The organism is Dapis purpurea BLCC-M126 (assembly GCF_050015975.1).
GTDB lineage: Bacteria > Cyanobacteriota > Cyanobacteriia > Cyanobacteriales > Microcoleaceae > Trichodesmium.
On the sequence record NZ_JBNHER010000087.1, the window covers coordinates 44,745 to 57,456 of the forward strand.

8 protein-coding genes are annotated in these 12,712 nt (G+C 33.0%); 5 read left to right on the top strand and 3 right to left on the bottom strand.

The window, feature by feature from the left end; genetic code table 11:
- The first annotated feature begins 13 nt into the window (after positions 1 to 13).
- The 3 genes from ACP6PL_RS08250 (at position 14) to ACP6PL_RS08260 (ending at position 7,100) form a co-directional block, all read left to right on the top strand.
- Positions 14 to 628 (top strand): CBS domain-containing protein, encoded by a 615-nt coding sequence (locus ACP6PL_RS08250; protein WP_426544420.1) that lies wholly within the window; start codon positions 14 to 16, stop codon positions 626 to 628.
- Positions 629 to 1,046: 418 nt separating this feature from the next.
- Positions 1,047 to 1,949: a sulfotransferase family protein gene (locus ACP6PL_RS08255; RefSeq protein WP_426544422.1), complete on the top strand. Its 903-nt coding sequence runs from the start codon at positions 1,047 to 1,049 to the stop codon at positions 1,947 to 1,949.
- Between the two features lie 1,254 nt (positions 1,950 to 3,203).
- Positions 3,204 to 7,100, top strand: a complete 3,897-nt coding sequence (locus tag ACP6PL_RS08260; RefSeq protein WP_426544424.1) for a DUF4347 domain-containing protein — start codon at positions 3,204 to 3,206, stop codon at positions 7,098 to 7,100.
- Between the two features lie 233 nt (positions 7,101 to 7,333).
- On the opposite strand, the gene ACP6PL_RS08265 is transcribed toward ACP6PL_RS08260, so the two are convergent.
- A complete protein-coding gene (locus tag ACP6PL_RS08265; protein ID WP_426544426.1) occupies positions 7,334 to 8,194 on the bottom strand; it encodes a class I SAM-dependent methyltransferase in 861 nt (286 codons plus the stop codon).
- Positions 8,195 to 8,426: 232 nt separating this feature from the next.
- Positions 8,427 to 8,900, bottom strand: coding sequence for a hypothetical protein (locus tag ACP6PL_RS08270; protein ID WP_426544428.1), 474 nt, complete (start codon positions 8,898 to 8,900; stop codon positions 8,427 to 8,429).
- 221 nt (positions 8,901 to 9,121) lie between these two features.
- Here ACP6PL_RS08270 and ACP6PL_RS08275 point away from each other — a divergent pair, with 221 nt between their 5' ends.
- On the top strand, positions 9,122 to 12,322 hold the full coding sequence (locus ACP6PL_RS08275) for a leucine-rich repeat domain-containing protein (protein ID WP_426544430.1): 3,201 nt from the start codon (positions 9,122 to 9,124) through the stop codon (positions 12,320 to 12,322).
- Positions 12,319 to 12,492: a hypothetical protein gene (locus ACP6PL_RS08280; RefSeq protein ID WP_426544432.1), complete on the top strand. Its 174-nt coding sequence runs from the start codon at positions 12,319 to 12,321 to the stop codon at positions 12,490 to 12,492. The genes ACP6PL_RS08275 and ACP6PL_RS08280 overlap by 4 nt, the downstream gene beginning before the upstream one ends.
- A gap of 21 nt (positions 12,493 to 12,513) precedes the next feature.
- Here the strand turns inward: ACP6PL_RS08280 and ACP6PL_RS08285 are convergent.
- Positions 12,514 to 12,712, bottom strand: a 199-nt coding sequence (locus tag ACP6PL_RS08285) for a hypothetical protein (RefSeq protein ID WP_426544433.1), incomplete at its 5' end; no start/stop codon positions are given.

Below are 12,712 nucleotides of genomic sequence, written 5' to 3' on the forward strand. Positions count from 1 at the left end.
CTGATTAGTTTCAATGATTAACCTAACTCAGCTTACACTTAATTCTACTATTGGAAACTTGCCTTCCCACGATTTCCAAGTTAATTCTGCTACTTTAGGACGGATAGTAGCTGAAAAATTTAGACTAAAACCAGAATTACCGGGAGTTATTATTACTCAAAGTACACAAATGTTGGGTATGATTTCCCAAATCAGATTCCTGGAATATATGAAATTACCTGAAAAGAAAAAAGTTTATTATAGATGTCCTGTTCGTGAATTGTTAGATTTTCTCAATACTCCTCCCCTAGTTCTTTCTGAAAATTTTCAAATTAATGCAGCAGCTCTCACGGCACTGAATAGGCCAAAACAGTATGTTTATGAACCTATAATTATAGTTTTATCTAATGGCAACTTGAGATTGATAGATTTACATGATTTACTATTAGCACAATCAGAAATCTTACTAAACTTAGATAAAAAGCTACAAGAGCAAACAGAGAAATCTCAATCAGGAACCTCAGAATTATATCCAGAAGAAAATGATGATGATGAACCTACTGGTTTTCTCTTAGAGTCAAAACCCCTGATCAAAAAAATTGAACAGAAACTCAAACAGCAAAAAAATAAATCAAACAAGCAACCATAACAAATGCTTCATTTATAGCTTCTAATTTATTTTTTTTTCAATTAACTTCCGAATCAACTTAAATTAAGCAATAGTTATAAATTGCAAAGATGTAACCTGTATCTAAAATTTATCAAAAATACCAACATACATCAAAACTCGGAAATTATTATGGTAGCTTGGTAATTAAAAGTTATTTTATTCATAACCAAAATCAGAACTCAGGTATTTACATTAGTTTATAAATACAGTAGACTAAAATTAGGGTATAACTGAATATGAAGAGGTGCTAGGTTATTGGAATATGTAGAAGATCCCTCTGATAAATTACAATTTAAGCATAATAAGTAAGTCAACTATTCCTTAAACTAAAAATTACTAGCCTCATAGCTTTAATCATAAATTTATATCTGAATCAATTAAACTTAGGAGAAAGAGAATGAAGTTACCAAATTTTCTGATAGTAGGAGTACAAAAAGCAGGAACTACATCTATCTATGGATATTTAAAAGAACATCCCCAAGTTTATATGAGTCCAATTAAGGAAACAAATTTTTTTGCTACGGATTGGGAAAAACAGATAGAAAAAAAACCAGATACTGGCACAAGAAAAAGAATTAATAGCTGGGAAAGATACTGTGAACTGTTTATAGATGTCAAGGATGAAATTGCTATAGGAGAAGCATCTCCTAACTATCTTGCAAACTACGAAACTTCATCGGAAATGATTCAACGTTATGTTCCCGATGTAAAAATGATTGCTATACTAAGAAATCCGGCGGATAGAGCTTATTCTGATTATTTAATGCACCTTCGTGATGGAATAAATGCAGGAAAAGTTAGTTCTTTAAGCGAACAAGTTAAATTTCGTGCCGAGAGTTCTTCAACAATCAAGAAGGGATTATATTACACTCCAGTAAAACATTATTTTGATACCTTTGGTCAGGAAAAATTTAAAATTTTTCTCTATGATGATTTAACCAAAGATTCTTTAAAAATGATGCAAGAGATTTATAGATTTATAGGAGTAGATGATACATTTAATCCTGATACATCACAGCGCCGACAAGCTGCTGCTGTGCCAAAGAATAAAACATTAAATAATTTATTACAAACAAAGAATCCAATCAGAACAGCTATTTCATCAACTCTCAAGGTAGCAATGCCTTTGGAAATGCGACAGAAAATACGCTCTAGCTTAGTTAAATTCAATTCAGCAGGTAAAGAATTTAAACCTCTTTCTTCAGAAGAGCGTCAACTATTAACTGACTTCTACCGTGAAGATATTCTCAAGCTACAAGATTTGATTCAAAGAGACCTTTCATCCTGGTTAGTAGTTTAAATATTAAATTATAGAGATTAGGGAAGATGTGTTAGAGGATAGGGCAGAAGCCAAAAACATTTACCCCGTCAGTTGTACCACGTTAATAACTCAATCTTTTGTAATAGATAGAATGCTATGAATGTAGGAAATTACTCATTAATTTCCTATATTCATACTCCTGATAAATTATAATATTAGATTTGATTTTTCTCTCTCAGTGATTATATATACAATACATTTTTTCGAGATTTGAACAGTTGAAAAAAATTGGATTAATGGGAATAATTTAACTAAAAACACAGAGAGCATACCACCTTATCAATTAAGTCTATCACTATTTTTTGTAATTGGCATAAATGCTTTTACCTTTGTACTAACCAAATATTCTTCAATTATCCAAATGATAATATATTTTTTCTACTAATCTAATTATTCAAAATCTGTAAAATTACTGATGCTAAAGCCCTGGATACTACGATAAAATAATCTACAGGTACATTCAACGTTTTTCTGAAGCAGCAATATCAGGGAGCAATAAGCAACATATAGATGTACTCAACAGCAAGCAAGAAGCTTACTCTAAAATTCTCAACCTATAGAACCAATTAATACTAATTTTATTAAGTATGGTTACACATCACATAATGTTTCAAGAATGAAATTATATAATCTGGCAGGAGATAAGCAGTGTAATCTAAGTTGATGAAATTGGTATAAGAAGTACACAAATATTTGTGTACTTTGAGGGGTAAGACTCTAAAGAGAGGGGATGTTTTCTTGAGACTTAAATTTTACTGAATTAGTATAAGCTACCAAGAATATCGGAAAAATCAGAGATATAATTTGACCTCACAAACTTCCTCTATTTTACTCCCACTAATTGGAAATAAATGTGGATAATTTCCTTCCCAATTTGAGAATTTACAGTTTAAGCTTCTTATCCAGAATCAATATTTATAATCAGCAATTAAATTTTAAGTAGTCCTAGAGTAGGATAAAAATATCATAACTATTCAGTGACTCCCTTGTTCCCTGTTCTCTAATGCTTATTATTACTTCGTTACCACTACCAAATTTCAATATATAATAACCGTATTTTTGCCAAGCTTAAATATTGATTTGTCCTCAAAATAAGCATAATTACTAATATTAATATAACAAAAATATACTTTGATAAAATATAAAACTTGATGTCAAAATTTTTCTGATTTAATTACTATCAGGTTGTATTTAGGGAAAGATACCAAAAATACAAGATAATAGGCAATAAAAATGTTATATCCTGATAGTAAAATTCAGCCTCAATCTACATCTTTAGTTTTTATAGATGCTCATCTAGATAATTATCAATTTCTAGCTACAGGAGTAGTAGATGATGTAGAAGTAATTATTCTGGACCCTACAGAAAATGGCATAGATAAAATTACTGAGACATTACAAAAAAAAATAACTACCCAAAATAAAATAGAAGCAATTCATATATTTTCTCATGCCTGTCCTGGCAACTTACAATTAGGCAATACTTTTCTTAATCTAGACACTTTAATATCTGCAAAACAGCAAATACAACAGTGGAAAAAAACACTAAGTAAAACAGCTAATATTTTACTTTATGGTTGTAATTTAGCAGCTAATATAGGTGGAGAATTTGTACATCAACTAAGTCAAATACTAGGAATAAATATTGCAGCATCAGTTGATATAACAGGAAACAAACTTCTAGGAGGAAATTGGAATTTAGGATTTACTACAGGAAAAATTATTGCAGAAAATCCATTACAACCAGAAGTAATGGAAAGTTATAACAGTGTATTTGCTACTTTAACAGTAACTAATAATAATGATGATGGAGCAGGTTCCTTAAGAGAAGCGGTCGCCACCGCTCAATCAGGAGACACAATTGAATTTACCCCCAATTTATCTAATCAAACTATTACCCTAACTTCTGGTCAATTAGAAATAGATAAAGACTTAATTATTGATGGAATAAATGCTCAAAATTTAACCATTAGTGGGAATAATAATTCACGGGTAATAGACTTACAATTTACTCCAGAATTTCAAGCTACCAATCTGACCATTAAAAATATAACTATTGCTGATGGTAGAACTACTGCTGTAGATAAAGAGGGAGCTGGAGCAGGAATTCGTACTGAACAAAAAAGCACTTTAATTGTTGAAAATAGTAAATTTATTAACAATACAGCGGGAGGTTTGGGGGGAGGTGCAATTTATAGTGGATTTCAAAGTAATGCGACTATTATTAATAGTCAATTTGAAAATAATGATGCAAGTCAAGCACTTCGAGATACTTCTGGTCAATTGAGCGAACACGCTGGAGGTGCAATTTTAATTTGGAGTGAAAGTAATCTCACAGTAACAGATAGTGAATTTATAAATAATCAAGGTGTAAATGGTGGAGCAATTAATAATCTCCTGAGTAACTTAACAATAGAAAATTCCCAGTTTATTAATAATGACTCAACTCCTGGAAAAAATACTAATCATGGTTATGGCGGAGCAATTTATACTGATGGTGCTAGTAATAATGATGGCGTAACTTCTGGAACAATTAAAATTAGTAATAGTAGCTTTGAAGGTAACAAAGGCGCTGGTCAAGGTGGAGGATTATTTCTATTTGCCTATTCTCCCGATCAAATTATTGTAGAAAACAGTGAAATTATTAATAATCAGGTAATTTCTAACTCAGCGGGAGATGCTTTAGGTGGTGGACTGAGGGTAGGAAATGGAGAATTAACTATTACTAATACTACCATTGCTAATAATTTAGCTTTAAGTCAAGGTGGCGGTTTATGGGTAGGAGAAAATGCACCTACAGAAATTATTAATAGTACCTTCTCTGGAAATAGGGCAGAAAGTGAAGATGGTAATAGTGGTTTAGGAGGAGCAATACTTTTAACAAATAACTCCAATACTACTAATATTACTAACACAACTATTGCTAATAATTATGCCGGATTTCAAGGTGGAGGATTTTGGGGCGGTAACTCAAATACTACTCTAAAAAATACTGTTGTTGCCTATAATTTAGCTAACAATGGTGGTAATGATTGGAATATTAATCATCACACAGGAAATCAATTTAGTGATGGTGGCGGAAATATTCAATCTAATGAACTTAATCCTGATGACACCAAAGTAACAGCAGGAGTAACACTAGCTGACCCATTATTGGATGAGTTACAACGAGTAGATAATATTTTAATACATCCCCTATTAGAAAATAGTCCTGCTATTGATTCAGGTGTTAGTGGGGGCGCAGCAGATACCGACCAAATAGGTCAAACTCGTCCTGTTGATGGCGATCATAATGGTAGTAGTATTATTGATATTGGTGCTTTTGAGTTTGTTGCTGTATCTCTAGAACCTGAAGTTGTAAATAACCCACCTACAGATATATCTCTAGATAACAATACTGTGGCAGAAAATAGTGAGAATGGAACAGTGATAGGTACTCTAACTACAACTGACTCTGATGTTGATGATACTCATACTTATACATTATTAGATGATGGGGATGGTCGTTTTGTTGTGGATGGAGACCGAATATTAGTAGCAAATGGTTCTCTTCTAGATTTTGAAAATAATACAGCTCATACTATTACTGTTCGGACAACCGATGGTGGAGAACCCGCAGAAAGTTTTGAGGAACAACTAACTATTAATCTGACTGATGTGGATGAGACTCCGACTCCAAGCAATAACTCACCTACAGATATATCTATAGATAACAATAACATTACAGAAAATAGTGGTAATGGAACAGTAGTAGGTACTTTGACTACAACCGACTCTGATGTTGATGATACTCATACTTATACATTATTAGATGATGGGGATGGTCGTTTTGTTGTGGATGGAGACCGAATATTAGTAGCAAATGGTTCTCTTCTAGATTTTGAAAATAATACAGCTCATACTATTACTGTTCGGACAACCGATGGTGGAGAACCCGCAGAAAGTTTTGAGGAACAACTAACTATTAATCTGACTGATGTGGATGAGACTCCGACTCCAAGCAATAACTCACCTACAGATATATCTATAGATAACAATAACATTACAGAAAATAGTGGTAATGGAACAGTAGTAGGTACTTTGACTACAACCGACTCTGATGTTGATGATACTCATACTTATACATTATTAGATGATGGGGATGGTCGTTTTGTTGTGGATGGAGACCGAATATTAGTAGCAAATGGTTCTCTTCTAGATTTTGAAAATAATACAGCTCATACTATTACTGTTCGGACAACCGATGGTGGAGAACCCGCAGAAAGTTTTGAGGAACAACTAACTATTAATCTGACTGATGTGGATGAGACTCCAGCAAACAATGACAATACTGTTGGTACTCCAGGTGGTGATCGCCTCACCGGAACAAATGGTAGTGACACCCTTACAGGTTTTGAGGGTAACGATACTTATATTATTAATAACACTGCAGATATAATTATTGAAGATCCTAATGCTGGTATTGATACTGCTGAATCTAGTATTACTTATAGTTTGCCTAGCAACGTTGAAAACCTCATTTTTACTGGAGAAGGAGAAAATATTAACGGTACAGGAAATTCCCGAAATAATTATATTGCTGGTAATGACAGTAACAATAAATTAGGAGGAGCTAGAGGTAACGATACCCTTTTAGGAGTTGGTGGAGCAGATACACTTATTGGAGGTATTGGTCACGATATTTTGTTAGGAGGAGCAGGTGACGATATTTTACAAGGGCGGTTAGGTCGAGATCGCTTGAATGGTGGTGCTGGTAACGATACTCTGACTGGAGGTGCTAGTAAAGATAAGTTCATTTTTAATACTAACCAACCTTATCAAGCAGAGGATATTGGTACAGATACTATTACTGACTTCCGTCAAGATAGCGATAAAATTTTGTTAGACAAGGATACATTTACAGCTATTAATAGTTTGGCAGGTGAAGGTTTTAGTCTTGTTGAAGAGTTTGAAGTTGTTAGTAGTGATGCACAAGCAGAAACAGCAGTAGGAGTTATTGTTTATAATCAGACAAATGGTAATTTGTTCTACAACTCAGATGGTGTAGCAAATGGTTTTGGAGAGGGAGGTTTATTTGCTAATGTTACTAATACTCCTGCGTTGGAAAGTTCTGATTTTCAAATTAGATAGACATTTCTATAAATTAGATCGGTTAGTATTGGCAAAAAATACAAGTTTAGTAGGATTTTGGTGACCAAAACCCTACGATAGGGTCTTAATTATTCTGATATTTACCGAAATATTGTGGTTTAAAGCCTCCCCTTTTAAGGGGATAATAAATAAAAATTTTCCTGTTCGTCAATCCTCTTATTTTCGAGGAGAGGTAATTCTAAATTCTAAATTCTAAATTCTTGAATTCTCCCCTACTCCCTCACTCTCCCTAAAGAAAGTGTAGAAAAGTTTTTCTGAGCAACCTGAAGCGCAGACAAGAAAGAAAGGTTAATGGTTTTTCCATGATAATTGTGCAAACTTGTCCTCAAATTTGCAAATAAAGTATGACGTTGTTCTGAGTCCATTGCGATGTAGGGCGATAAGGTACTTAAAAGTGCTATATAATCATCAACTTTATAAGTTACTTCACAGATTAACTCTTCGGAAACCAAGTTTTGAAACTTACCAGAGTCGATAACTTTATTACCCATACCATTAATATTTTTTTGATGAGTGGCGATCGCTTCATATCCTTTTATATCTGGTGCATAAGTCTGATAAATTGGGTCTAATAATTTCTGATAAATTTCTTGAGTTGGTTGGGGTGGAGTATTCCAGAGCAATATTAAATATCCATCAGTTTTTAATGTTTCAGCAGTTTTGACATAACCAACTTCGGAGGATACCCAGTGAAAAGAAGTAGCAGCAAGCACTGCATCAAACTGGCTTTTTTCTAATTCCCATTCCTCAAAAGTAGTGTTGATGATTTTAACTTTTTCATAAGCAGCGCAGTTTCTCATAAGTATTTGACAAAATTCTGCATTGGGTTCGATGCACACCAAAGAAAAACCTAGCTCGGCAAAGGTAGTTGTTGCTGTTCCGGTAGCACAACCTATTTCTAAAATTTTGGCATTGGTAGAAAGTTGAGCTATTTCTACGGCACGTTTGACTAATTGTTCGGGATAACGAGGTCTAGTTCTGTTGTAAGCATCTGCTATTTGACCATACCATTTAGATTTTTGTTCTAGGTTTAGGTTTTGATACCAGTTATTTTTAGGAGAGCGATCGGGCATAATTTTGAAGTTAGAAGTTAGAAGTTAGAAGTTAGAAGTCAGAAGTCAGAAGTTAAAAATTGAATATGGATAAGGGTTATTCTAGCACAAGTAGGAAGATCAAAATTTTCTACCTTTATACTGTGACTATTTCCCAAAAATAAACAGGATAAATTAGCTGAAGTTATTGTCAGTTAAGCTATCTGAGCGAATAAATATTTTTTTGTGATGATATTCTGCCTTTGAAACCAGACTATATATAAATTTGTTTGCTAGGTTGCCTTGCAGTAGCTGGATTAAATTGAGTATCTATAAATTCCACCGGATGATAAGTATTAATCCACAGATGAGCACCACAATCTGCGGGTTCATAAGGTCGATAGACGATTTGGCAAGGACCGGGAATATATAAGTCATAACCATAATCGTTACGCTTGCCGTCCTTGACTGACACTACTGGTTTGAATTGCTCTGGAGGCTTACCCATATTGTCTTTAATATTGCTTTGATTAACATGAATCATTTTAGGCTTGGTAGATTTCTGCTTGCGCCAGATACCTTTCGGACCGCGCCGAGCGGGAATTATTCTAGGCATTCCACTCGAAGATACTGGAATTTCCCAGAATCTACCATTTTTCTTAGCTCCTTTGACTCTTCCTTGAGCTAGTAAAACTAATAAACGTTGACGGGAGATACCTAATAAAAAAGATGCGCGTTTAGTACCCATGATTTTTTTTTCAACTGTTGGACAATAGTTAAATTTACTTAAGTAGTATAAATAATTTTGAGTAAGTTACCTAAAAACAAATATTAGATGAAATTATTGCTTTTGTCTAGCTATTTTTCTAGAGATGTCTATTGTTTTTCGGAGAAATGGTTACGGAAAGTCGAAGTTTGCCTTTGTAGCTATAGCTTATAAAATTATGGTAAAAATTATTTTATTGAGCTATGACTTCTCCTAAAACAAATCGGCGGAATTATATACCACAGCATTTTCAAGAAAGAATACAAGAAGCTAAAGATAAAAAGCTGAAGAAATTAGATTTAAGTAATGATTTATTTATCAGAGATGATGAAAAATTAACTGAAATTCCTACTGAAGTTTGGGAGTTAGAGCAGCTAGAAGTATTAAATTTAAGTGGTAATCAATTAACAACTATTCCAGAATCAATCACGAAATTAATCAATTTAACTAGGCTTAATTTAATTGGTAATCAATTAACGACTATCCCGGAATCAATAACTAAACTCACTAATTTAACTGGGCTTGGCTTAAGTTATAATCAATTAACAGATATCCCAGAATCAATCAGTAGACTCACCAATTTAACTGAGCTTGATTTAAATGGTAATGAATTAAAAAATATCCCACAATCAATCAGTAGACTCTCCAATTTAACTAAACTTGGTTTAAGTGGTAATCAATTAAAAAATATCCCACAATCAATTTTTCAACTCACCAATTTAACTGAAATTGGTTTAAGTAGAAATCAATTTAAAAGCATTCCGAAATCAATTTCTCAACTCACCAATTTAACCGTACTTGGTTTAAGAAGCAACCAATTTAAAAGTATTCCGGAATCAATTTCTCAACTTACCAATTTAACCGTGCTTAGTTTAGGTAGTAACCAATTTAAAAGCATTCCGGAATCAATTTCTCAACTCACCAATTTAACTAAGCTTGATTTAGGTGGAAATCAACTCCAAAGTATCCCAGAATCAATTTCTCAACTCACCAATTTAACTGAGCTTGATTTAGGTTTTAATCAATTCAAAAATTTTCCAGAATTAATCACAAAACTCGCAAATTTAACTAAGCTTGATTTAATAAGTAATCAATTAACAACTATCCCAGAATCAATCTCAAAACTTATTCATTTAACTGAGATCTATCTCGGAGAAAATCAATTAAAAATTTTTCCAGAGTCAATAACTAAAATCAGCAATTTAACTGAGCTTCGTCTCAAGAGAAATCAATTAAAAAGTATCCCAGAGTCAATAACTAAGTTCAACAATTTAACTCATCTTGATTTAAGTGATAATCAATTAAAAATTTTTCCAGAGTCAATTTCTCAACTTACCAATTTAACTCATCTTTATTTACATGATAATCAATTAACAACTATCCCAGAATCAATAACTAAACTCACTAATTTAACTTTTATTTATTTAGTAGATAATCCACTCGAAACTCCACCAATTGAAATTGCTAAAAAAGGGATAGAAGCAATTAGAGAATATATCCGACAAGAAAAAGAAGAAGGAATAGATTATATCTATGAAGCAAAATTATTAATTGTTGGAGAAGGTGGAGCAGGTAAAACTACTCTAGCTAATAAAATTCAAAACCAAAACTATCAACTACGAGATGAAGATACAACTAAAGGAATTGAAGTTTATCAGTGGAATTTTCAGACAAAAAACCAACACAACTTTCAGATGAATATTTGGGATTTTGGCGGACAAGAAATTTATCACGCTACTCACCAATTTTTCTTGACTAAACGCTCCTTATATATCCTGGTTGCAGATACCCGTAAAGAAGATACAGACTTTTATTATTGGTTAAATGTAGCAGAATTATTGAGCGATAATAGCCCTTTATTAATTATCAAAAATGAGAAACAAGAACGAAAACGAGAAATTAATCAACGGGTATTGCAAGGGCAATTTACTAACATCAAAGAAATCTTAGCTACTAATCTTAAAACTAATCGAGGTTTAGAGGAAATTAGAACAGAAATCCAACATCACATTAGTAAATTACCCCACATTGGTCATGGTCTACCTAAGACTTGGAAAAAAGTGCGCGAAGCATTAGAAACAGATGGTCGTAACTATATTACTTTGACAGAATATTTATCTATTTGCGAACAAAATAGGTTTAAGAAACATGAGGATAAATTACAGTTAATTGGGTATTTACACGATTTAGGAGTTTGTCTACATTTTCAAGATGACCCCTTGTTAAATAAAACAGTTATTATCAAACCAGAATGGGTAACAGCAGCAGTTTATAAAGCCTTAGATAATCCAAAAGTTTACGATAACTTTGGCAAATTTACCAAGGATGATTTAACCAAAATTTGGCATGAATCAAAATATCTCAATATGCACGACGAGCTACTGCAATTAATGATTAAATTTAAACTATGCTATAAAATTCCTGGTACTTCTCAGACCTATATTGCACCTCAACTTCTAACGGAAGATCAACCAGAATATCACTGGGATGAAAATAATAATTTGATTTTACGTTACACTTATGAATTTATGCCGAAGGGAATTATTACTCAGTTTATTGTAGTAATGAACGAGTACATTGAAGAACAGAAATATGTCTGGAAAAGCGGAGTTATTCTCAAGAAAGATGAAGCAAAAGCAGAGGTGATTGAATATTACGGTAAGAGAGAAATAAAAATTCGGATTTCTGGGCAACAAAAACGGGATTTTATGACTATTGTGACTCACGAATTAGATAAAATTCATAGTTCCTACAATAATCGACTTAAATATAATAAATTAATTCCTTGTAATTGTCTGACTTGTAATAATAATCAGAATCCACATTTCTACAAATTTGAGAAATTAAACGAATGGATTAGCAATGGCAGACTAGAAACTAACTGCGATAATTATCCTTATGATGAAGTTAATATAAGGAGTTTAATTGATGATGTGATAGACAGGGATAAAGCTAGGGAATTTTTACAATCTAAGCATGAGCCAAATGACATCTATATAATTGATAGTAGAGATTTTGTAATAGACACTAATAATAATATTATCGGCAATAAAACCATGACTAAAAAAATTCTCAACGACAAAAGTAGGACAATCAAAAATCGAGACGGAAATGTTATGGGTAATGTAGTTGGTGACGAGAGTAAAATTCAAGGTACAGTAACAGCAAATTCTGCTGAACCAGAAATAGAAAAACCTAAGAAATTTGGATTCTTAGATTCTTTAACTTGGATGCAGAATGGGCAAATTATTTTCTATTCGTTATGTACAATCTTTGCTGTTATTGGCATTGCTATAGGGTTAATCTATCCGAAGCTATATCCAAATGGGTCTCCTAATTGGGTAGAGAAAATTCTAGATATATTTCCAGCTCCGCAAGTAGAAAAAGAATCTGATCAAAAATGATGAATCGTCAAAAATTTCGACTATTGCTTCTGGAGCCAGAGTCAATACATTTCCTGAAGCATCCCGCCAGAAGAGATGAATCGTCAAAAATTTCGACTATTGCTTCTGGAGCCAGAGTCAATACATTTCCTGAAACCCCGCCAGAAGAGATGAATCGTGAAATTTTCTGACTATTGCTTCTGGAGCCAGAGTTAATACTTTTTCTCAAGCACCCTGGCAGAACAGATGAATCGTGAAATTTTCTGACTATTATTTCTGGAGCCAGAGTTAATACTTTTTCTCAAGCACCCCGCCAGAAGAGATGAATCGTGAAATTTTCTGACTATTACTTCTGGAGCCAGAGTTAATACTTTTTCTGAAGCACCCTGGCAGAACAGATGAATCGTGAAA

Excerpts from the sequence above, each read along its gene's own strand:
- ACP6PL_RS08250 (WP_426544420.1), top strand. The coding sequence starts at position 14 with ATGATTAACCTAACTCAGCTTACACTTAATTCTACTATTGGAAACTTG.
- ACP6PL_RS08255 (WP_426544422.1), top strand. The coding sequence starts at position 1,047 with ATGAAGTTACCAAATTTTCTGATAGTAGGAGTACAAAAAGCAGGAACT.
- ACP6PL_RS08260 (WP_426544424.1), top strand. The coding sequence starts at position 3,204 with ATGTTATATCCTGATAGTAAAATTCAGCCTCAATCTACATCTTTAGTT.
- ACP6PL_RS08265 (WP_426544426.1), bottom strand. The coding sequence starts at position 8,194 with ATGCCCGATCGCTCTCCTAAAAATAACTGGTATCAAAACCTAAACCTA.
- ACP6PL_RS08270 (WP_426544428.1), bottom strand. The coding sequence starts at position 8,900 with ATGGGTACTAAACGCGCATCTTTTTTATTAGGTATCTCCCGTCAACGT.
- ACP6PL_RS08275 (WP_426544430.1), top strand. The coding sequence starts at position 9,122 with ATGACTTCTCCTAAAACAAATCGGCGGAATTATATACCACAGCATTTT.
- ACP6PL_RS08280 (WP_426544432.1), top strand. The coding sequence starts at position 12,319 with ATGATGAATCGTCAAAAATTTCGACTATTGCTTCTGGAGCCAGAGTCA.